The sequence below is a fragment of the Serratia sp. N21D137 genome (assembly GCF_047530005.1).
Taxonomy (GTDB): domain Bacteria; phylum Pseudomonadota; class Gammaproteobacteria; order Enterobacterales; family Enterobacteriaceae; genus Chania; species Chania fonticola_B.
The window spans coordinates 101180-124449 of record NZ_JBLJAJ010000007.1; the positions used below are offsets into that span (position 1 = coordinate 101180).

17 protein-coding genes and 1 tRNA gene are annotated in these 23270 nt (G+C 49.6%); 11 read left to right on the forward strand and 7 right to left on the reverse strand.

Annotation, left to right across the window (positions count from 1 at the left end; genetic code table 11):
- Nucleotides 1–17: 17 nt before the first annotated feature.
- Nucleotides 18–3281: a pullulanase-type alpha-1,6-glucosidase gene (gene pulA, locus ACMV5H_RS08180; RefSeq protein ID WP_414821685.1), complete on the forward strand. Its 3264-nt coding sequence runs from the start codon at nt 18–20 to the stop codon at nt 3279–3281.
- Between the two features lie 208 nt (nt 3282–3489).
- Nucleotides 3490–4044: a type II secretion system assembly factor GspB gene (gene gspB / locus ACMV5H_RS08185; RefSeq protein WP_021805944.1), complete on the forward strand. Its 555-nt coding sequence runs from the start codon at nt 3490–3492 to the stop codon at nt 4042–4044.
- Between the two features lie 49 nt (nt 4045–4093).
- Here gspB and gspS read toward each other — a convergent pair whose 3' ends face one another.
- The gene (gene gspS / locus ACMV5H_RS08190) at nt 4094–4486 is read right to left on the reverse strand and encodes a type II secretion system pilot lipoprotein GspS (RefSeq protein WP_172413936.1); all 393 of its coding nucleotides are present in this window, start codon (nt 4484–4486) and stop codon (nt 4094–4096) included.
- A 976-nt stretch (nt 4487–5462) separates the two neighbouring features.
- Between gspS and ACMV5H_RS08195 the strand changes: the two genes are divergently transcribed.
- Genes ACMV5H_RS08195 through ACMV5H_RS08205 form a run of 3 tightly spaced genes read left to right on the forward strand, consistent with a single transcriptional unit; the run spans nt 5463 to nt 9002 of the window.
- Nucleotides 5463–7073, forward strand: a complete 1611-nt coding sequence (locus ACMV5H_RS08195) for an ABC transporter permease subunit (protein WP_414821686.1) — start codon at nt 5463–5465, stop codon at nt 7071–7073.
- A gap of 14 nt (nt 7074–7087) precedes the next feature.
- Entirely contained in the window at nt 7088–7879 is a 792-nt protein-coding gene (locus ACMV5H_RS08200) for an ABC transporter ATP-binding protein (protein ID WP_059201261.1), read from the forward strand.
- Between the two features lie 34 nt (nt 7880–7913).
- Entirely contained in the window at nt 7914–9002 is a 1089-nt protein-coding gene (locus tag ACMV5H_RS08205) for a porin (RefSeq protein ID WP_414821687.1), read from the forward strand.
- On the opposite strand, the gene ACMV5H_RS08210 is transcribed toward ACMV5H_RS08205, so the two are convergent.
- Nucleotides 8955–9293 (reverse strand): hypothetical protein, encoded by a 339-nt coding sequence (locus ACMV5H_RS08210; protein ID WP_414821688.1) that lies wholly within the window; start codon nt 9291–9293, stop codon nt 8955–8957. The two genes, ACMV5H_RS08205 and ACMV5H_RS08210, sit on opposite strands and share 48 nt — an antisense overlap.
- A 487-nt stretch (nt 9294–9780) precedes the next feature.
- Between ACMV5H_RS08210 and ACMV5H_RS08215 the strand changes: the two genes are divergently transcribed.
- The 3 genes from ACMV5H_RS08215 (at nt 9781) to ACMV5H_RS08225 (ending at nt 12360) form a co-directional block, all read left to right on the forward strand.
- A complete protein-coding gene (locus tag ACMV5H_RS08215) occupies nt 9781–10569 on the forward strand; it encodes an ABC transporter ATP-binding protein (protein WP_115158183.1) in 789 nt (262 codons plus the stop codon).
- 149 nt (nt 10570–10718) lie between these two features.
- Complete coding sequence (locus tag ACMV5H_RS08220; protein ID WP_414821689.1) at nt 10719–11426, forward strand: MgtC/SapB family protein; 708 nt, start codon at nt 10719–10721, stop codon at nt 11424–11426.
- Nucleotides 11427–11484: 58 nt separating this feature from the next.
- A complete protein-coding gene (locus tag ACMV5H_RS08225; protein WP_414821690.1) occupies nt 11485–12360 on the forward strand; it encodes a LysR family transcriptional regulator in 876 nt (291 codons plus the stop codon).
- A 109-nt stretch (nt 12361–12469) separates the two neighbouring features.
- Here the strand turns inward: ACMV5H_RS08225 and ACMV5H_RS08230 are convergent.
- The 4 genes from ACMV5H_RS08230 to ompC form a co-directional block, all read right to left on the reverse strand.
- A tRNA-Ser gene (locus ACMV5H_RS08230) sits at nt 12470–12557 on the reverse strand.
- Between the two features lie 158 nt (nt 12558–12715).
- Nucleotides 12716–13045, reverse strand: a complete 330-nt coding sequence (gene osmE / locus ACMV5H_RS08235; RefSeq protein WP_021805952.1) for an osmotically-inducible lipoprotein OsmE — start codon at nt 13043–13045, stop codon at nt 12716–12718.
- Nucleotides 13046–13124: 79 nt separating this feature from the next.
- A complete protein-coding gene (locus ACMV5H_RS08240; protein WP_115158184.1) occupies nt 13125–13541 on the reverse strand; it encodes a VOC family protein in 417 nt (138 codons plus the stop codon).
- Nucleotides 13542–13695: 154 nt separating this feature from the next.
- Nucleotides 13696–14811 (reverse strand): porin OmpC, encoded by a 1116-nt coding sequence (gene ompC, locus ACMV5H_RS08245; protein WP_021178487.1) that lies wholly within the window; start codon nt 14809–14811, stop codon nt 13696–13698.
- 840 nt (nt 14812–15651) lie between these two features.
- Between ompC and ACMV5H_RS08250 the strand changes: the two genes are divergently transcribed.
- From ACMV5H_RS08250 to rcsB, 3 genes are read left to right on the forward strand one after another with little or no spacing between them, the layout of a single operon-like run.
- On the forward strand, nt 15652–16803 hold the full coding sequence (locus tag ACMV5H_RS08250) for an MFS transporter (RefSeq protein WP_094981968.1): 1152 nt from the start codon (nt 15652–15654) through the stop codon (nt 16801–16803).
- A gap of 21 nt (nt 16804–16824) precedes the next feature.
- Nucleotides 16825–19527, forward strand: a complete 2703-nt coding sequence (gene rcsD, locus ACMV5H_RS08255; protein ID WP_414821705.1) for a phosphotransferase RcsD — start codon at nt 16825–16827, stop codon at nt 19525–19527.
- The gene (gene rcsB, locus ACMV5H_RS08260) at nt 19520–20170 is read left to right on the forward strand and encodes a response regulator transcription factor RcsB (protein WP_021178490.1); all 651 of its coding nucleotides are present in this window, start codon (nt 19520–19522) and stop codon (nt 20168–20170) included. The genes rcsD and rcsB overlap by 8 nt, the downstream gene beginning before the upstream one ends.
- An 81-nt stretch (nt 20171–20251) precedes the next feature.
- Here rcsB and rcsC read toward each other — a convergent pair whose 3' ends face one another.
- Complete coding sequence (rcsC, locus tag ACMV5H_RS08265; RefSeq protein ID WP_414821691.1) at nt 20252–23125, reverse strand: two-component system sensor histidine kinase RcsC; 2874 nt, start codon at nt 23123–23125, stop codon at nt 20252–20254.
- Nucleotides 23126–23270: the final 145 nt, after the last annotated feature.

The window sequence follows — 23270 nt, forward strand, 5'->3', positions numbered from 1 at the left end:
CTGATAGGGAATTTAGAATGCTGAAAAATACCTGTAATGCCCTACTTTTCGGCTCGCTCGTCATATTGAGCGGCTGTGATAATAATAATTCTTCAGACGTTAGCCCCGATACCAACAACCAAGAGCCGATTGCACGTCTGCCTGACATAGCCATGCCTGGCGAAGCCGTCATGGCAGGTGAAAACCAGGCGGTCATTCATCTGGTCGATATTGCTGGTATCACCAGCGGCTCCGCCGCTGATTACAGTACCAAGAACCTGTTTTTGTGGAATAACGACACCTGTGACGCCCTGGATAAGCCCTCTGGGGACTGGAATGACACCAGTACAACACCGACAGGCAGCGACAGTTATGGCCCGTATTGGGTGCTACCTCTGAGCAAAACCACTGGGTGTATCAACTTCATTCTGCGTGATGGCACCAATAAGCTGATTGATGCGGATATGCGTTTATCGTTCAGTGATTTTCCGGACAGGACCGTTTCTACGCTTGCAGGCAGCAGTACGCTTTATGATACCCGTGCCGAAGCTTTCCGCGCGGCCTTCGGGGTGGCTCTGGCTGAAGCCCATTGGGTAGATAAACACACCCTGCTGTGGCCTGCCGGGGAAGGGAAACCTATCGTACGTCTGTACTACAACCACAATGGCAAAGTGGCCGCCAACAGCGAAGGGAAGTTTACCGATCGCTATCTTTCGCTGACACCGACCAGCATCAACCAGGAACTGGGTTCACGCTTCCCTCACCTTGCGGGTTATGCCGCCTTCAAATTGCCGGACAATGCAAAAGTAGACGAACTGCTTAGCGGCGAGACCGTCGCCCTGGCCGCCAATCAGGACGGCATCCTTATTTCAGCCACCCAGGTACAGACCGCTGGCGTTCTCGATGATCGCTTCTCAGCCGCAGCGGAAGGCCTGGAATATGGTGCTCTGCTGACTGATTCTGGCGTCACTTTCCGTGTCTGGGCACCCACGGCCCAGCAGGCAGAACTGGTGATCTACAGTGCGGATAAAAAAGTCATTGGTAGCCATCCGATGACCAGAGATAACGATTCCGGTGCCTGGTCATATCAAGGAAGTCATGACCTTAAAGACGCTTTTTATCGTTACGCCCTGACCGTTTATCATCCGCAATCGCGCAAAGTGGAGCAGTATGAGGTCACCGACCCTTACTCCCATAGCCTCTCCACGAACTCCGAATACAGCCAGGTCGTGGATCTCAATGACAGCGCGTTGAAACCAGAAGGCTGGGACGGCCTGACAATGCCACACCCACAGACCAGCCAGGCTGATATTGCCAAGATGGTCATCCATGAGTCGCATATCCGCGATCTTTCCGCCTGGGATCAGACCGTTCCTGAACAGGTACGGGGTAAATATCTGGCGTTGACTGCCAGTGACAGCAATATGGTGCAGCATCTCAGACAGCTTGGGCATGCGGGCGTAACCCACATTGAATTGCTACCGGTGTTTGATCTGGCAACCGTCAATGAGTTCAGCGACAAAGTGGCGGATCTCACCCATCCATTCAGTCGGCTTTGTGAACTGAACAGCGCCGTTAAGCAAAGCCGTTTTGCTGGCTACTGTGGGAGTTCAACCACCATCGGTGATGTACTAGAAGAACTGAAACAGAATGACAGCCAGGACAATCCGCAGGTGCAGGAATTGAATGGCTATGTGGCCCAGACTGACTCCTACAACTGGGGTTATGATCCGTTCCATTACACGGTGCCTGAAGGTTCTTACGCTACCAATCCCGAAGGCACTGCCCGCATCAAAGAGTTTCGTACCATGGTGCAGACCATCAAACAGCAACTGGGTATGAACATCATCATGGACGTGGTTTATAACCACACCAATGCGGCTGGCCCAACGGATCGCACCTCGGTGCTGGATAAAATCGTGCCCTGGTATTATCAACGATTGAATGAAACTACGGGCAGTGTAGAGTCGGCCACCTGTTGTTCCGACTCGGCCCCCGAACACCGGATGTTTGCCAAACTGATTGAAGACTCTCTGGTGGTCTGGAGCCGAGACTACAAGATTGACGGATTCCGCTTTGACCTGATGGGCTATCATCCGAAAGCACAAATCCTGGCGGCCCGGGAGAAAGTAAAATCGGTGAACCCCAACGTTTATTTCTTTGGTGAAGGTTGGAATTCAGGTCAGGACGATCGCTTCGAAATCGCTTCGCAGATCACGTTAAAAGGCACCGGCATTGGCACCTTCTCCGATCGTCTGCGTGATGCTGTTCGTGGAGGCGGCCCGTTTGACTCTGGTGATGCCTTGCGTCAAAACCAGGGGGTGGGTAACGGTGCCGGAGTATTGGCTAACGAGTTAACCCAGCAAAACGAGGATACCGTGCGCCATCTGGCCGATCTGACCCGTCTGGGCATGGCCGGCAACCTGGCTGAATTCCTGTTGATCGATAAAGACGGCTCCGTCAAAAAAGGCAGCGAAATTGACTATAACGGGGCGATTGGGGGTTATGCCAACGATCCGACCGAAGTGGTCAACTATGTTTCCAAACACGACAACCAAACCTTATGGGATATGATCAGCTACAAAGCCGCACGTGAAGCCGATCTCACCACTCGCGTACGCATGCAGGCGGTGTCACTGGCCACTACGTTGTTGGGCCAAGGGCTGGCATTCGATCAACAAGGCTCTGAACTGTTGCGTTCCAAGTCATTTACCCGTGACTCATATGATGCCGGGGACTGGTTCAACCGTGTGGATTACAGCTATCAAGACAACAACTTCAACGTTGGTATGCCACGCATCAGCGATGACGGTGACAACTATTCGCTGATCGCCAGCGTAAAAGATGCTGTTGCCACACCTGGCCAAACAGAGATCGCGCAGATGAACTCGTTCTATCAGGAACTCACGCAACTGCGCCAATCCTCGCCTCTGATTGCCTTGGGTAGCGGCCACGAAGTGATGAAACGTGTCGATTTCCGTAACACGGGCGCAGAACAGCAACTGGGCTTACTGGTAATGACCATTGATGACGGAGTTCAGGCCGGAAACGATCTTGATCCCCAAGCCGATGCGTTAGTCGTTATCATCAACGCAGCGCCGGAAGCCAGAACGCTTAATGACTTTACCGGTGAAAATCTCACCCTGAGCGCAATCCAACAAAACCTGGGAGACCGCTCACTCGCCTCCGGCGTCAATATTACCGCAGAGGGCAGCGTTACAGTTCCCGCCTGGTCGGTGGCCTTGTTGGTCAAACAACAAGTCACTGCCCAAGGCACAGGTTTGCCTGTAAGCAGTAAATAAAACGGTTCGTTTCGGGTCACCATCAGGTGACCCGAAACGAGATGTTAAACCCACTGAGTCACATCAATCCCGAATATCAGTACAATGCTATTGACCCGAGTTTTCGGGCAGGATATACCCTTCATACCTTGGCGTTACCCAGCGTTGGCGACACGCCAATAAACAACCTCTGGCTGTAGAAATCAGCGTTTATTAAAGGTTCAGGGATGTGGACAATAAATCGAAAGTAGAGCTAGAAGCCAGCGTTCACCCCGCCAAGGGGCTGTTTATTCCCCGCTATCTGCTGCCAGTGTATGCATTGCTGTTAATAGCGATAGGCTGGTTTTCCGGACAGCACTGGCGTAACAACGAAGCTTTCGCCGCCCCCGCGTTGACTCAAGTTGCCCCCTCTGTCGTGGTAAAAATGGAGATGCCCAGGCATACGGTCACCAACGCTGATAGAGAAACTGCGCATGATGAAAATAAACCAGCGCAACAAGTGGGATCAGATAATAAAGTCCCCCCCTCCTTAGCCAGTGATGAATTAGCCCCTTTAAGATACAGCGCGCACGTTTACGCATCGGAAGATGACAAACGCAGCATCACGCTGAACGGTCAGCGTTATCAGGAAGGAGACAGCCCTGCCCCCAACCTTACGATTGAGCAAATACAACAGGACGTGACCATCTTTAACTTCAATGGCGAGGTATTCACACTTGACGCATTAGAGGATTGGCCGGGCGGCAAGGTGGATAGCGACAGCACCGCTGAAGAGTCAGAATAAAGCTTACCACTAGCCCGTACACTGGGCACAGGACACCAAGTTGGTGTCACTAACTGCTTTTTTCTGCACGCAGTTCGTCGGTAAAAGGTGCCAACAGGCTGTTAAAGCTGCTGCACTTGGTTTGTTCCGGCGTGTTGTCTCTCATCAGGCTTTGATAAATTTCCTCGCTACGCTGCGGCAAAGCCCCGTAGCCAGCGCTATTCCAGCCTCGTTGTTTGGCGACTTTGTAGGCAACCTTGTCAATGACCGCATCGCTGGGTAAATCACTACGATTACACTTATATTTCAAATACTTGGTACTGGCAATCACTGAAGCCAGCTGTTCTACCTGTTCATTAAGGGCGACAGGCTCCTTTTGCAGAGAAGAACGGGGTTGCTGACAACCCGCCGTTACCAGCAAAAGCAACACAGGGACAAGACGAAAAATCTTAGTTAACTGCATGATAATAATAATCTTATCTTGATTAAGTGGGTCTATTTTAACAAATCCCCCAGCACTGTCACTTGCTAGAGAGAAAAGTTTTCCTTATTGCGATCCCGCTTGCAGATTCATTTTCAGTGCTTTGCATTTTACCTCGTCGCCACACAAGTAGAGCACTGCGCGCAACAAGCACCGTGTTCCGTTGGAACCAAGAACCATTGAGATCTTGGAAGGTATGTGGGGATGACAAGGTGAGTTGGTGTTCTCCCTCCTCCCCCGAACTTCCTGGAAGCTCGGGGTCATCAATAATACGCGTAACTCAAATAAAAAAGTTATATTTTGCCACGTTAAGAAACACTCATCCTAGCTATATAGGCTTCAATTTTTTGATGTCCTTGTCTATCTGACAATGTCGCCCTCATCATTTTAATTTATGGATATATCTTTTAAAAAATCTATTTTCATCCTGTTACACATACAATAATGAAAACCATCACATCTACTTGCTATTCATTATGTTCAAGCATTACTATCTCACCGTTTTATTCTCACCACGGGGGCCTTATGGACGATGGAAGTTTTAGTTTTAGCTTAGTACTACTGGATAAATTTCAGTAATGTAGTTCATGCTACATTCTGAAATAAACAGAATGTAGACAATCAATCAACGGCTTATCAGCAACGTCCTGGCACTGCCTATGTGCCTTGGCATCTGATAATACCGGCTTGTCATGCCTGTTCCTGTAGTATTCATCGTTCACCATCAGCGTAACAATCAGCAAATTAATTTATCTCAAGCTATATATTTTCGTTTAAAACGGAGGCGCTCGGCTTTATCAAGTTGACGTTCCCGCCGGTTTTTTGAGAAATTTATGGGATTGGCATTATGCAAAAAAGCAGAAGTACATCTATTTCTAGAAAGTACTATCTAAATGACCTTATTGTTTTTGTAATAGCATCATTGGTCATCGTCTTTCTTATCCGTGCCTGGGGGGACATGCACGGTTCGTTCGATGAACACAACGTGGGTGCCATTAGTCTGGATACCTGGAATCTTTTCTATTACTCACTAAGAACGACAATGCGGTTTGCCATCGGCATGATTTGGTCATTGTTATTCTCCATTGTCTTTGCCGTCCTGGCGGCGCGCTACGTGCCGTTACGCAGGGTGATATTACCTTTCGTCAACTTTATGGAGTCAGTACCCTTGGTGGGCTTTTTAACCTTCACCACGGTGTATTTTCTTGGCCTGTACCCACACAGTGTGATGGGGCTGGAGTGTACCGCTATCTTTGCGGTATTTACCGGCCAGGCATGGAACATGATGCTAACGTTGTACCAGACGCTGCGCATCGTTCCAAGTGAACTGGATGAAGCCGCACGCAGTTTCAACTACAATCCATGGCAACGTTTCTGGCGGTTAGAGTTTATCTATTCCGTACCCGGATTATTGTGGAATGCCATGGTGTCACAATCGGCAGCATGGTTCGCTCTGGTGGCGTCGGAGGCGATCCCGGTCAACGATAAATCGGTGGCGTTGCCTGGTGTAGGTTCCTATATTGCCGAAGCGCTGGCGCAGCAAAACCTGCACGCTATTCTGTTTGCCGTGATCACATTAGCGGCCAATATTATCGTGCTTGACCAATTGGTTTTCCGCCCGTTGGTTCGCTATACCTCCCGTTTCAAATACGAAGATGTTAGCGCCAATAAAACTGAAGGCAGCTCATGGTTTTATAACTGCCTGAGCTATTCCCATCTAGGATCAATGTTGTCAGCGGCCCTACACATGCTGGCTGATGTATGGCTATTTAAGCTGCCGCAGATCTGGTACGGCCTTGGTTTGCACAAGCTGTTTCGCATCACCGCAAAAGCCAACTGGCTGTGGCGCAGCACTTGGTATCTCGCGGTGGTCATGGCCTGTGCCTGGTTTGGTTATCAACTGTGGGAGTATTTCCCAAAGCAATACTTCGCCATGATGCCTGAATGGATGCTGCTGACTACTGCACGTGTAGTGGCTGCAATGGTGCTCAGTATCGTGATTTTCACCCCACTCGGCGTCTGGATAGGGATGAATCCACGCCTGGTGAAATTCTTCCAGCCGATCATTCAAATCCTGGCTGCTATCCCACCCAATATTTTCTATCCTCTGATCGCCGCTTTTATCGCTGTTTATCATCAGGATCTTGGCTGGTGGGCGATTCCAATGATCATGCTCGGCACGCAGTGGTATGTGTTGTTTAACGTCATTGCCGGCGTCACGGCAATCCCATCACATATCACCGAAGTCAGCGAAACCTTCGGTTTACGGAGTTTCAAATGGTGGCGTTACTATATGCTGCCCGCGATTTTCCCCTACATCGTTACCGGCATTATTTCTGCAGCAGGCGGTGCCTGGAATAGCGCCATTGCAGCAGAAGTCATTCAATGGGGAGCTACCACGATCAGTACTACCGGGCTGGGCGCTTTTATTTCAGTCGTGACCGATGCCGGTAAAAACCCGGAATCCGCGCTGGGCTGTGCTGCCATGTGCTCACTGGTGGCGTTATGCGTAATCTTTATCTGGCAGCCACTGTATCGCGTTGCAGAAACCAAATTCAAATATGATTAATGCAGGGAAATTAAATGACTATTCAAGAAGTGGTACTCAGCGCCAAGCAGGTAAACAAAGCCTTCATTGGAGAAAACAAGCTCCCCAAGGAAGTGCTGCGCGACGTGGATCTGAATGTTCACAAGGGTGAGTTCGTTACGATCCTTGGGCAGTCAGGTTCTGGCAAATCAACGTTGATGCGCATATTTGCCGGCCTGATTTTCCCTGATACCGGCACGGTATCACTGGCAGGAAAACCTATCGAAGGACCCAATGCCGATATCAGCATGGTATTCCAGTCTTATGCTCTTTATCCGTGGCTCACGGTGTATGACAACATCGCCTTTGGCCTGATCGCACAAGACTTGCCACCGCAATTGATCGACAAAAAGCTGAAAGCATTACTCACGCTGGTTGGCCTGAATGGGTATGAGAAAGCCTGGCCCCGTCAACTTTCCGGTGGTATGCGCCAGCGCGTAGGTTTTGCCCGAGCATTAGCCGTGGAGCCCAAAGTTTTGCTGTTGGATGAGCCCTTTTCTTCTCTTGATATCTTTACCGCACAGAAACTGCGGATGGATTTAATGAATATCTGGACGAACAAAAAAAATAATATCAGCGCCATCATCATGGTGAGCCATGACATAGAGGAAGCGGTCATGATGTCCGACCGAGTCGTCATTATGGATGCCAATAAACGGCAAATCACCGATGAGATCGTTATCGACAGGCCAAGAGAATCACGAGGCAGACAGAATATGGCAGCCATTATTGATGAAACCAGCGATCGTTTGTATAAGAGAATTGCGATATCACAAAAAGCATCATAGCTTTCAACGTATTTATTAACATCAGGTTATTGAAATGAAAAAAATAATGCACTTGGCTGTATTGGGGTTACTATTGCCAGTAGCCAGCACCACGTTAGCTGCAGAAATCGTAAATAAAGACGGCAATAAATTGGATTTATATGGGCAGATTAATGGTGTTCATTATTTCAGTAATAATGCTGGCAGCAGCGGCGATCAATCCTACACTCGCTTTGGCTTTAAAGGCGAAACACAAATTAATGATGACATCATTGGATACGGCCAATGGGAATATCAGATTGGGCTGAACGGAGCGGAAAGCGGCGAGCAAAGTGGTAACTACACTCGGTTGGGTTTTGCCGGGGTGAAATTCGGCCCGTTTGGAAGCATCAGCTATGGACGCAACTACGGTTTACTCTATGACGTGGGAAGCTGGACCGATGTATTACCCGAGTTTGGTAATGACAGCTATGAAGCTGCCGATAACTTTATGACCAGTCGGGGCAACGGTATGTTGACCTATCATAATCAGGGTTTGGGGGGGATTATTGATGGCCTGAATATTGGCATGCAATTTCAGGGAAAGAATCGGGGGGACGATGCCCATCACACGCAAGACCTGCAGACACAAAACGGCGACGGATATTCCTTCTCCACGACCTACGACATAGGTTGGGGACTGAGCGCTGGCGGTGCCTACGCCAATTCGGATCGTACACAGGCACAGCGTAGTTTTGGTCTGGCCAATGGCGATCGTGCCAGAGCCTGGACTTTGGGCCTGAAGTACGATCGGGATAACCTCTATCTGGCAGCAAACTATACCCGCACTCAGAACATGACCTACGTAGAGGGTGGCAACTACACCGGCTTTGCACCAAAGGCAGATGCCGTCGAAGCCGTGGCGCAGTATCACTTTGATTCTGGCATCACCCCTTCTCTTGCCTATTTGCAGTCACGTGGGCGTGACCTACCTGGCATCGGTGATACCGATCTGGTCAAGTATATAGATATGGCGCTGGGTTATAGCTTCAATGCCAATATGTCAGCCTATGTAGAGTACAAACTGAACCTGCTGGATAAACACAATGCAGCCGGTTTAGGTTCTGATGATGTCGTTGAAACGGGGATTATGTACCAGTTCTGAGAAGTTAAGCGCTGAAACCCATGCCTGATGAGGTTTGACCTCATTGGGCTTTTTAGCATTTTTGAATGGGTAAAAGCTAGCAAGCAAGACATATGAATGAAAGTTAAAAACAGTGAATACAATCATATTAGCCGTTTCTTTCCCCATTCCACATTGCCAATAGGCATTTCCCTCTGAAATTAGAGTATTTTTCATAGCGACGCCAAAGATAACAATCACCACGTTGACTGCATTACCTTCATTTAACGTTTTAGTTTCACTTCCAATGCTCCGGGGTTTATAGTCAGCCACTCATTTAAACTCCAATCTCGTTGATGCTGTGTTTAGTTTAAACATCCCTTGCGATATCCATTAATATTAAATTACATTTTGCAGTTATAAAACATCACTCAGTTATTGAGCTTCCTGACCCTTGTGGGTACTATGAGACTCCGATTTGATACAGGATAAAATTATGGACACCGACGGTTCGTTATTCATTGGTTTGTTGAGCCTGCTGGAGGCTTAGGCGCAATAGTCATTTTACTGCATCCTGAAAAGTATTCGTATGTGACGTCATCACGTTACAGCTGCACTTTATTCTCACCTCCTTCAGCGCCTTATACTAGGCGATCCTAAGCTGACAGCATCTCTCAATAACCAGAATTCAACTTATTAATCAGACCAATAAGACCGCTGGCATTCTCTAGTGTATATTTTCACGTCTGGATGTTTCTGTGAAAAACTCAGCGGCATATCCTATTCACCTATTTATTTTTTAAAAGATAACCAAGGAAATATGATGGCCAAGAAAAAAATATTACTTACTGTCAGCAACGTGAGTAAGAGCTTCCAACCTACGACCCAAAAATCACATTTGGTCCTTAGTGATATCGACCTCAACGTCTATGACAATGAAGTGATCAGCGTATTAGGGAAATCCGGCTCGGGCAAATCCACCCTACTGCGGATCATCTCAGGTTTGATATCTCCTGATTTTGGGGATGTCATGCTCGGTGAGGACAAAGTCACAGGCCCTAACCCACAAATCAACATGGTTTTCCAGAACTTTGCTATTTTCCCTTGGTTAACCGTTTATCAAAATATCGCCTTTGGATTGCAGGCACAGCATTATTCCCAAGACATCATCGACAAACAGGTGATAAAAATGCTGAACCTGATTGGTCTGGAAAAATACCGCAATGCTTTCCCACGAGAACTTTCCGGTGGTATGCGCCAACGGGTGGGGTTTGCCCGTGCGCTCGTCGTCGAACCTGCGTTGCTGTTACTGGATGAACCTTTCTCTTCCCTGGATATTTATACCGGAGAAAATCTACGCAACGACCTAATGCAGATCTGGTCGACGCGGCAAATAAAAACTCGCTCCATGATTTTAGTAACCCACAGCATAACAGAAGCCGTAATGATGTCAGATCGGATTATTTTGCTAGGTTCAGACCCCGGTACCGTTACTGGAAATTATGAAATCACCCTGCGGCGTGAGGAGCGGAACAAACGCTCAATGCAAAGCCTGATCGAAGAAATCAGCGCTGAGCTAAGCCAGCAAATTGCTACTTCGGTCTATTAAAGCCCGGCCTGTATAAACGCCACTGCTCCGCGTCTGCCAGGCATAATATCAATTTTTAATCGCTGACTGGCAGATGAAAAGTCTGCCATTTTAACTACCTGTTTATCAAGGACTACCTTTTTATCGGTGTTTCATGATAAGCAGATAACATGTTGGTTTTTATCATGCATTTTATTCAAACATTAATAACGCTATCAACAGCATCTTTACTTGGCGCAATTATTGGCTATGAAAGACAGTTCCGGCAACGCACTGCCGGGTTACGCACCAATACACTTGTTGCCACCAGCGCAGCTATCTTTGTCCATCTGGCCATGACCATTGATGGCAGTGGGGGGGCGGTAAGAGTGATTTCTTATGTGGTTTCTGGCGTCGGTTTTTTCGGAGCCGGGGCAATCATGAAAGAAGGAATGAATATCCGCGGTCTGAACACAGCGGCTACGCTGTGGGGATCGGCAGCCGTCGGTACCTGCGCGGGTTGTGCATTATATGGAGATGCACTGGCCGCTACGTTATACGTACTGGCTGCCAATACACTGCTGCGCCCGATCGTCAATATGGTCAACAAACAACCCTTCAGCGATGTTAACGGTGAATCCACCTACCAGATCTGCGTGATTGCATTTGAACACGAGCAACGCGAAGCGTTAGCCAAATTCAAACAGGTGATGCAAGCCGAAAACTGCTTTATCTCGCACCTGGATATTGAGCCTTTTGGCGATGATGACGTAGAAATCACCGCAACTCTCATGCCCGCCTCTGTCACTACTACGGTACTTGATAAAACCGTCAATACTTTACTTGGCGATAGCATGATGAAACAGGCCTATTACAGCAGAATTTGTGGCTCTGGTTAAAAACGTCATACAGCCCCCTTTTACACCGCCAATTCAAATATGAATGAAGAGACTGATTATGAAAAGTATGCCGAAATTATCTCATCTGACTACTTTTAAAGAAATTATTTACTGCGGTAGCTTACATGAAACATCAAAAAAGCTGGCTATTTCACAACCGACACTCAGCCGTATTATTAAAGAACTTGAAGAAAATATTGGCTCGCGTCTTTTGGAACGCAGAAACCGCGGTGTCCGGCTCACTGCGGTAGGTGAAGCATTTTTTCAACGCATTGACGCTATCACCAATGAGTTAAGAAATACCATTTATGAATTCCGTGGACTGAAAGAAACCGGAGAGAAATTCTTGCGCTTAGGCATGAGCACCTACCCACTGCTATGCTATCTCCCCGAGGCACTTGAGATCTTTAATCAGCGTTATCCACACACCCGCATTATCGTGATTGAGGATTGCTCCGAAGAGTTGATTGCCAAGTTGAGAAATAACGAATTGGATCTGGTGGTCTGCAACCTCAGCGAGGGGATTAACAGTGTCGATCTGGTAACGCAGGACTTCAAATGTGAGACGTTTTCGCTTTATCAAGGGAACAATCACTCCTCTGATGAGCTGCCGCTGGAAGAAACAAAGTGGGTAGTTCCACATTCCTGTACTGCAGGCCGTTTAGCAATGCAAGACTCCTCTTTCCCGTGCACGCAGCAGGGTAATGTCGTGGAAACTGACTCTTTCCTCGCCACCTGGTGTCTAGTGAAACAACAGGGTTATCTCGCGCTATTAAGCGATCGTGTTGTGGAGCATTACAGCCCACAGCTGAACCTCAAGAAAAAATCTGCTGAAGATATCAATATCAGCGCATGCTTTTATATTATTAAACGTGACGAGCCCATGACATCGTCTATCACTAACGATTTTACCGAGATCCTGATGGCAATGTGAACACGCGGAAAATCACCTGGCGAAGTGGTGCAAGCGCCTGGAAAGTAAAGACCTGAAGGCCATCTGAAAACGAAAAACCCCAAGCTCTTACGAGCTTGGGGTCTGTATTTGGCGGAAGGACAGAGATTCGAACTCTGGGAGCTGTTACACTCGACGGTTTTCAAGACCGTTGCCTTAAACCACTCGGCCATCCTTCCAATGGGCGCAGATATTAACGGTACCGTTATGAAATGTCTATCGTTTTGACGTAAAAAAATGCGTCAAAACGCTCGTTCGCTTAAATTTCAGACCAATTGCGCTTAAAAAAACCAGAGCCCCGCATCAGCGAGGCTCTTTTCGGACAATAAGCAGGCAGTTATTTAGGTTGGGTATCGTACTCTGAACAACTCTGATACCCCTTGTTCATCACGTGGCCCGTGTCGTTGAAGCTGACAAAATAGGTCTGTGCTTTGCCGTCCCGTGGTGCCACGGCATAAGTATCACAGGTACCCTGCGCATGGATCAGGCTGGCTGAGGTTGATGGTGGCCCGGCAATTGCGCGCACTTGCTGTTTAGTCATCCCGACTTTTACATCGCTTACCACAGGCTCGTTCACATAGCTCGCGGCCCTGTCGTAAGTGGTACACCCAGTCAGTACGGTAAATAGCGCCGCAGTACATCCGGCCAAAACCAGTTTCATTGTCATAGCTTATCTCCTTAGCATGCTTATTGTTATGTAAGTGTAGAAGCTAAAAGGCTTTTATGCCAATAATGCGTTGCCGCTGTTAATAGTTGGCCCAGATACCCGGCGTCACCAGTTCCAACAGGTGGCCATCCGGATCGCGGAAATAAATGCTCTCCGCGCCCTGCTCCCAACGCATACGCCCTTCTATATCAACACCGTGTTCGGCCAACTGCTGCTCCCACAGGGGTAACTGGGCCTTGCTCACGGCCAAACCAAGATGTTGTGGGCCGCTGCCGTCATGAGGGGGAATATAGCCTCCCGGATACTGAGCGCCGTTCAGCGAATCTCCGGCAACAAACAGCAGCAACACGCTTTGATCGGAGATGTTATAGGCCCGGAAACGCTCGTTCGCGACCATCGCTGGCAGTTGCAACACCTGCTGATAGAAGGCTGCGGCACGTTCGATATCGTTAACATACAACACCGTCTCAATCACACGCTCAATCTTAAGTTCCATACCAACCTCCTGATTTATCAATTTATAAACAGGGTAGGCAGGTACGGACTCAGCAGAATAGCAATCAGTGCCGCGTGAAGATCAATCTGTGCGGCTGGCGAACGGACAAAAAAAACGCGGCCCGAAGGCCGCGTAGTCACATTCACGGTATTGCTTAGAACTGGTAAACCAGGCCTACAGCAACCACGTCGTCGGTATTGATACCGGCTTTGTCGGTGAATGTGTTGTCGTCCAGCAGGTTGATTTTGTAGTCAACGTAGGTGGACATGTTTTTGTTGAAGTAGTAGGTCGCGCCCACATCAACATATTTCAGCAGATCCTGGTCGCCGTAACCGCCGCCAATGTCCTTGCCTTTAGACTGCAGGTACGCCACGGAAGGACGCAGGCCGAAGTCGAACTGGTACTGTGCAACCACTTCAAAGTTCTGTGCCTTGTTCGCGTAACCGTACAGAGAGCTATTGCTGTTGCCGAAACGGGTAGCATTGTAAGACTGGGTATACATCGCTGCCAGATAGACGTTGTTGGCGTCGTATTTCAGACCGCCGCTATAGCCTTCGGCTTTGTCACCACGACCCAGAATGGAAGAGGTGCCGTTAGGGCCACCGTTCTGATCGTTGGTACGGTCAGAGTTGAAGAACGCACCGGCAGCACTGATGCCATAGCCCAGATCGTAGGATACGGACATACCGTAGCCGTCACCGTTCTGGTTCAGGACATCACGGCCATTGTTGCTTTCTTCACCGTTGCCGTTTTTACCCTGATACTGCAGAGCAAAGTTCAGGCCATCAACCAGACCGAAGAAGTTGTTGTTACGATAAGTCACAACACCGCTGGTGCGTTGGAACAGGAAGTTGTCCGCGCCATAGGTATCGCCACCAAACTCAGGCAACACGTCGGTCCATGCGCCGATGTCATACATCACACCGTAGTTACGGCCGTAATCCAATGAGCCGTAATCGCCGAATTTCAGACCAGCGAAGCCCACACGGGTGAAGGAGTCATTTTCGTCTTCAGTTTTGTTCAACTGAACCTGATATTCCCACTCACCATAACCGGTCAGTTGATCGTTGATCTGAGTTTCGCCACGCAGGCCAAAACGCATGTAAGACTGATCGCCGTCGGTTTTATCGTTGTCGGAAAAATAGTGAAGACCATCGATTTTACCGAACAAATCCAGTTTATTGCCGTCTTTGTTGTAGATTTCTGCTGCACCTGCTGTGCCTGCCATCAACAGAGCTGGGACGACCAGGGAGAGTACTCGAAGTTTCATCGTTATTATCCTCTTAATTATGTCGAGCTACGGCCACTGCTCTTCTGAGCATTATTAGCGCGACTGTGAATCACCATTCTGGTAACAAGGGCTATATTAATCCAGAAAGAAAATGATACCAAGTATCCGATGGTGTTTCACACCTATATTTAAAGGTTTCAAAATGTAAATAATGGCGAACTTTCACAAAACATTACCGACAAGACAAATAAAGCACCGAAAGATAAAAAAATAAAATAACCAATATAAATCAATTGCATATACAAAACTTTATAAAAATAAAGATAACAGTACAAAAGTATCCAGCAATAAGCACATTGTGCCAAAAATCGTTGCCATGCCTGACGCTATAATCATCCCGCTATCATCATTATTTTCATTATTACCTTCATTATCCGTATGATAATTTTTGTAGTTACAACCGGCCTCTGGCCGGTTTTTTTATACCCAAAAATCAGCGATAAAATCGTTCCAATAAAGCATTTTATGCACAAATTTAATCACAGAGAGATATCATAAACATGATCAATTACCGCACTAATAGCTAAATCACCCCTAAAAGACCGCCGATTAATTAACCAACGAATAATTTGCCGCCGCTCATCGTTTAAATAGACAACAATCACATACAAAATAGCAATGAATCCTGCTTCAATTCCCTAGATAATAGATTTGTTACCTTGAGAAACTATTTCTCCCTCATCCGCGAGTGATCTTACACCGCTCCTGCCCCCCTGATGGGTTACACGGTTAACGCGAATCCTTTCGACCCCGATCACAGATTGTGATAAAAACAGGGGTTCATTTAAGCCACTATCCAGAGCCGATCCCGATACCGACATGACAGTCACTTGCAACGAACAAATTAAGCCCGGTGTGCCCGAGCAGAATGCCACCCGCCTGGCCTTTTTTATCGCCGGACTGGCAATGGCCACCTGGGCGCCGCTGGTGCCTTTTGCCAAAACGCGTATCAATATAGATGACGGCTCATTAGGCCTGCTGCTGCTGTGCATCGGAGTTGGCTCGATCATGGCAATGCCGTTGACTGGGCTTTTGACCGGCAAATTTGGCTGTCGCCGCGTGATCCTGCTGGCGGGTATCGCCCTATGCATCGATTTGCCGCTGCTGGTGCTGATGGACTCCACCTTGGGGATGGCATTAGCCTTACTGCTGTTCGGTGCAGCGATTGGTATGATTGACGTGGCCATGAACATTCAGGCCGTGGTGGTCGAACGCGCCAGCAATCGAGCCATGATGTCCGGCTTTCACGGTTTCTTCAGCATTGGCGGGATAGCCGGTGCGGGTGGAGTCAGCGCCCTATTATGGTTGGGGCTCGGTCCGCTACAAGCCACTCTGATCGCCGTCGTCGCCATTCTGGCTCTGCTGCTGATTGCCAGTAAAAACCTGCTGCGTGAAAGCGGCGGAGATAAAGAAGGCCCGATGTTCGTTCTGCCACGAGGCTGGGTGATGTTCATTGGCCTACTGTGCTTCATCATGTTCCTGGCGGAAGGCTCAATGCTCGACTGGAGCGCGCTGTACCTGACCACCATGCGCGGGATGGATCATAACCAGGCTGGCTTGGGTTACGCTTTGTTCTCCATTGCCATGACGATCGGCAGACTGAATGGCGATCGCGTAGTGAATGCCATGGGCAGATATCAGGTACTGTTGCTGGGTAGCTTGTGTGCGGCCATCGGCCTGGCGTTGGCGATTACCATAGACAGCGCCTTAGCCTCTTTGATTGGTTTTATGCTGGTCGGCGTCGGGGCATCCAATGTGGTCCCTATTCTGTTTAGCGCAGCGGGGAACCAACGCGTCATGCCTGCCAACCTGGCCATCGCTTCGGTCACCACGGTGGGCTATGCCGGTATTCTGGCCGGCCCGGCAGTGATCGGGCTAATCGCCCAGGTCTCCAGCCTGACGTTTGCCCTGGCCTGTGTCGCGGCATTACTGCTGATCGTCACTGCCAGCGCCAAAGCGGTGACTCGCTAATTTCAGGAATGCGTAGCCATGTTGCAAGATAGACAACTGACCATTAATTCCCGCTACATCACCCGCAGCTTCTGGCTGTTTGTCGTGCTGCTGGCCATGGCCATTGGGTTGTACAGCTATAATTATACCAACGCCTATCTGACGGAGAAAAAACATGCCGTCAACACCATCGCCAACATGCTGCAAAAGCGTATCGACAGCTACCGCTCTCTGACCGAGCAAATCTACGACAAATTTGGTAATACCGCGTCGCTTGCTGTTGAGACCAACCTGCAGGAAACCCGGCTGCGTCCGGATGTCTATTATGTCGAGAAGCGACGCAGCAAAACCGATGCGGTCATTTTTGGCAACCACGACAACGCCACGCTGGCTAAGGTTGCCAATATCTCGGACTTCCTGGATAACCGCTGGGGAACCGAGACGGAAAACTATGCGATGTATTTTCTCAACGGGCAAGATAACAGCCTGAGCCTGGTGACGACCCAATCGCTGAAAGACCTGACTTCGCGATTGAAAGAAAACTACCTGACTACGTCGGTGTCAGACCGCCGCACCGAAATGCTGCAACAGGCCAATATGCTGGACGAACGCGAGAGTTTTTCCGGCCTGCGTAAACAGCGCTTCCAGAACGCCTACTCGTTTTCTATCCGCACCACCTTTAACCAGCCGGGGCATTTGGCCACGGTGATCGCCTTCGACCTGCCGATTAACGATATCATTCCGCTTAATATGGCCCGCTCCAACTTCCTGCTGCTGCCCGATAATGCAGAGATCGACGACAGCATGGTGCCAAGCGAAACGGCAATCAACGCCCAGGCCGCCCTGAAAGGCAGTTGGGTTGAGTTCAGTGTTTCATTACCCAACTCGCCGCTGCAGCTGATTTACCGCGTTTCAGCTTTTAATCTGGCGATTGACCTGCTACGCAATAACATCTGGCTACTGGCGGTCAATCTGCTGTTGCTGACGCTATCGATGGTGGGCATTTATTTCCTCCGCCAGCAATACATCCGCCCCAGCGAAAATATCGCCGCCGAACTGGATCTCCAACGCTCGCTCAACCAGGAAATTGTTGCCAGTCTGCCTTGCGGGCTGCTGGTCTATGACTTTGCCGATAACAGCGTGATCACCAGCAACAAGATCGCCGAGCACCTGATGCCACACCTCAGCCTGTCCAAAATTGCCCATATGGCGGAGCAGCATCATGGCGTGATCCAGGCGACGGTCAACAACGAAGTCTATGAGATCCGCATCTTCCGCAGCCAACGCACGGCGGAAACCTATCTGTTCCTGCTCAACGATCAGGATAAAGAGGTGATGGTGAACAAACGGCTGCAACAGGCCCGCCGCGAATACGATAAAAACGTTCAGGCCCGTAAGTTGATGCTGCATAACCTGGGGATCGAGCTGAATCAGCCGGTGCGGCAAATGCACGAACTGGCCGGGAGCCTGTGCCAATCATCAGACGCCGAACAGCAACAGACATTGCTTAAACAACTCAACCTGGCTTCGGCATCGGTATTGGATCTGATCGACAATATCACCCTGCTCACCAGGCTGGAGACACAGGATTGGCAGCCGGTTCGTCAACCTTTCAACCCCACTGTACTGCTGGATGAACTGCTGCTGGACGTGCTGCCAGCCATCAACCAGAAAGGGCTGGCGCTGTTCAATCACGTTAATCTGGACGTCAACCAACGGTACATTGGCGATGCTGGCGCACTGCGCAAAATCCTTTCATTGCTGCTGCGCTACGCCATCATCACTACCGCCTACGGCAAGATCACCCTGGTAGTGGAACAGGAAGTCGATCGTCCTGAACACCTGGTATTTCATATCAACGACACCGGCACCGGCATTTCCAATGAGGAAATCAGCAATCTGACCTACCCGTTCCTCAGCCAAACGCTGGTCGATCGCTTCGATCACGGCTCTGGGCTGACGTTTTTCCTGTGTAATCAGCTGTGCAAAAAGCTCAATGGCCAGTTGGATATCCGCAGCAAAATCGATATCGGTACCCGCTATACCATTCGCGTCACTATGGAGCAGGAGAAAACAGAGGAACAGGCGACGGAGAAATTACTCGATGGGGTAACGGCGCTGCTGGATATCACCTCCGACGAGATCCGCCGGATCGTGACTCAGCTACTGGCGGGATATGGGGCCAACTGCATCGTGGCCGAGGAGCACCAAAACAGCCGGGAATATGATGTTTTACTGACCGATAACCCGCAGCAGGCCGACGACTATACGTTGCTGCTAACCAGCGATGAAGCAGGCTGGCAACAGCTTGATAAAGGCTATATCCGCGTCAACTATAACCTGCACAATGCCATGATCGACGCGGTTCTGATCTTGATAGAACACCAGATGGCGGCACAAGAGCAGGAAGAAAACCCTGTAGGATCCCTGGCAGAAAGCGCCCAAGTGTATGAAAAACAATTGAGATCAAGTGATTACTATGGTTTGTTTATTGATACAGTACCCGACGATATCAAAAAACTGTATACTGAGGCGGGCAGCGGTGATTTTGCAGCGCTGTCTCAAACCGCACACCGCCTGAAGGGCGTGTTTGCCATGTTAAATCTGCTTCCCGGAAAGCTTCTGTGTGAATCGTTAGAACAGCACATCGCGGACGGTGATGCGCTCAAGATCGAGAATAACATCAGTCAGATTGATTTTTTCGTCAGTAGACTGCTGCAGCAAGGTAGCCAACAACATGAATAACCTGAACGTAATTATTGCCGATGACCATCCTATCGTACTGTTTGGCATCCGGAAGTCACTTGAGCAAATTGAGTGGGTGAATGTCGTTGGGGAGTTCGAGGACTCTACAGCACTGATCAACAATCTGTCCAAGCTGGACGCCAACGTCCTGATCACCGATCTTTCGATGCCGGGTGACAAATATGGCGACGGCATTACGCTGATAAAATATATCAAACGCCACTATCCGCAATTGTCGATCATCGTTCTGACCATGAACAACAATCCGGCCATTCTCAGCGCGGTGTTGGATCTGGACATCGAAGGCATCGTCCTGAAACAGGGGGCGCCTACCGATTTGCCAAAAGCGCTGGCCGCATTGCAGAAAGGCAAGAAATTCACGCCAGAGAGCGTCTCGAAGCTGTTGGAGAAAATCAGTGCCAGCGGTTACGGTGACAAACGCCTCTCTCCGAAAGAAAGTGAAGTGTTGCGTCTGTTCGCCGAAGGTTTCCTGGTGACCGAAATCGCCAAAAAACTGAACCGCAGCATCAAGACTATCAGTAGCCAGAAGAAATCAGCCATGATGAAACTGGGTGTTGATAACGATATCGCACTGCTCAACTATCTCTCCTCCGTCAGTATGACGCAGTTGGATAAAGACTAAAGTTCAACGGGTGCAGTATGCGGCGCCCCTGAACCAGCATGGTTATCAATCTAAAGGGCGCTCTTAGGCGCCCTTTAGTGTTTATACCGTTTGCGACTCAGCCCTAAGCCGCCGTACCCGTTGACTGTAATAGCCCAGCGACTGCTCCAGCGTCTCCAGCGTGACCGGTTTCGACAGGCAGTTATCCATCCCGGCCTCAAGACAGCGCTGTTTCTCTTCTGCCAGCGCATTAGCCGTTACGCCAATCACCGGGGCAGTGAAATTCGACTGGCGCAGGCAACGTGTCAATTCATAGCCATCCATATTCGGCATATTGACGTCAGTCAATACGATATCCACCGCATTGCGTTCCAGTACGCTGAGCGCATCGACACCATCATTGGCGGTAATCACCTGATAGCCCAACGATGACAGCTGATCGGACAGCAAGCGCCGGTTGATCGGGTGATCGTCTACCACCAGCAGGCGAATATCCCCGTTATCGGCATTATTGGCCTTAACCGATAACGGCAGTTGTACCAACGCCTTATCGTTTTCGGTAACCACACCAAACAACCGGTTCAACAGCAGGATGGCATCCCGTGGCGTAGAGGTACTATGCAGCCAGTAACCCGGGTGCGTTTCCAATGACGGTCCGATGTGCGCAATGGAGAATTCAATCTGTGCCAACAGCGGGGTATCCACCTGCAAAGGATAATCGCTGAGCAGAACGTCCCCTGCTGCGGTTTGCTGCCCCTCATAACGTAATACCGTGGCACCGAAGCCGCCAAGGATCGCCTGCAGATAGCTTTCCAACCGCTGATTACGAATTTGCAGCCACAGGTTTTTGCCCTGCCAGGTATCGCTGGCCTGCGGCGTCGGAAACTGCGCTCCAAACAACGGAATGCGAATGGTAAACAGGCTGCCGAGACCAGGCTCGGACTCCACCGCGATATCACCGTCCATCAGGTTGATCAGTTTTTCACAAATCGCCAGCCCAAGCCCAGTGCCCTGGAAATAGCGCTGTACCCCGCTGCCAACCTGGAAGAAGGGATCAAACAGGCGCAGGACCTCTTTTTCTGGAATACCGACGCCGGTATCGCGAACGCTGAACTCCAGATAGCTGTCACGGGTGCAGACCTGCAGGATAATACAGCCGGTGTCGGTAAACTTGATGGCGTTATTCAACAGGTTAGACAAGACCTGTTGCAAACGCACGGGATCGCCATTGATACGTTCAGGCACACCTTGTTCAATAAAACAGTACAAACCGAGCCGCTTTTTCACCACCAACGGCAAGTAGTTGCCCGCAATGTGGGTAATCACTTCCAGGCAAGAAAACTCACGGGGTTCTATCTTCAACTGCTCGGATTCAATCTTGGAGAAGTCCAGGATGTCGCTGATGATCTTCAGCAACAGCCCCGAGGAGTTGTTCATCGCATTGACCAGGCGATCAACCCCTTGCGGCAACGCCTTGGTCTGCAACAGATCCAGGTTGCCGATAATCCCGTACAGCGGTGTGCGCAGCTCATGACTGACGGTGGCCAGGAACATCGATTTGGACTGGCTGGCCTGCTCCGCTGCCGCGGCCATTTCCTGCAGCGACTCTTCCATTTTGACGCGGGCACTAACGTCAACCAGCACGCAGATAGCCACGTCCTCATTGCGATAACGGGAGTGCACAAAGCTGATTTGCAGATTGTTGTTATTACTGGTCATCACATCTACAAAGTTGACCTGCTGTTCGCAGATAATGCGTGTAATGCGATCCCGATCCTCGTTGGTCAACAGGTTGATATAGTTATGCGCCAGTTCATTACTCAGGATGTTGGTACCATCACTGATGCGCAGAATGCAGATACCCACCGGTGCCGAAGCCACGATTTTGCGGTTGAACTGTTCATGCTCCTCCAACCGGAAGGCATTCTCTTCCGCTGGCAGAAACATCTTGCGCTCGAACAACCACGCCAGGCTGAACAACACCACGGCCGACAGCAGGTTAAGCAGCACCGCATTGAGGATCAGTACCTTGAAACGCTCCACCACGCTCTTCACCGGCAATGAATACACGATGCTGAGCGACGAAGGCGGCAGCGCCTTCTTCATGATCAGATCCTGGTAACTGTCGACATAGCCAAAATAGGTGTGTTCCTGCGGATAAACATTGAGCGAAGAGGCATAGCGATCGCCATTGGCCAGTCGCAGCACCGATTCGTTGTTCTCATCCAGCAGATTAACCCCTACCGGCAAGTTGCTGGTGGTGACAAAGTCTTCCAGGCGGATCGTCTGTTCAATTCCCAGCAGCGCTTCCAGTTTGTTGCCGACATAGACCGGCGTCATTACATACAGGTAACCTACGTCAGGCCGCTGCTGGCTCGGGCTGATCCAGTAAAGGTTATTGTCTTTCTCCGCGCTGTTGGCGGCGTTACGGTATTTAAGGATGCGCTCATGCAGCACCTTGAGCACGTTTTGCCGATCGGTGATGCCGTTACTGCTACCGAATTCGGTCATGCACAGGCTGTCACTGCCGATAAAAAACACCCGGTTCAGATCATAGGCCGCGACAAAGTTTTCTTTCCAGTATTGGATCAGACTGTTTAACGAGGTGATCGAGTCACGGTAGTTGGAGTTCAGCGCACAATTCGATTCCGGGTACAGCGGCTTCATCTCCGGCTGGCTGTCTTTGCCATTCATCATGCCGGTGAACAGCTCGAGGCTCCCTACCGTGCCGTTGAGGCGGTTTTCCGCCATGTATTTGATGTCGCGGATGATATCCGCCGAGTGGCGAATGTAGCCCTGAGCCTGGTCAAAGTTGAGATTATATTCCTGCCTGATATCGGATTCTTTCTCATGCACGATATCCAGGATATAAAACGTGGTCAGCAGTGCACCCAGCGACCACAGCATGAACGCCAGTACCCGAAACAGATAGCGGGAAATTTTTAACGTGGTACGGAAAGAGGCTAAGTATTTCAAGCAGGTACCATGCCAGTGTAAGGGGTGACGAGCATAATCATAGCAAAACAACGATCCCGTGCAGCATCGACAAGTGATTGCAGCAATTAAACCATACAACTGAAAAAGGGCCTAGCATCGCTGCCAAGCCCTTTTTGAACCACCC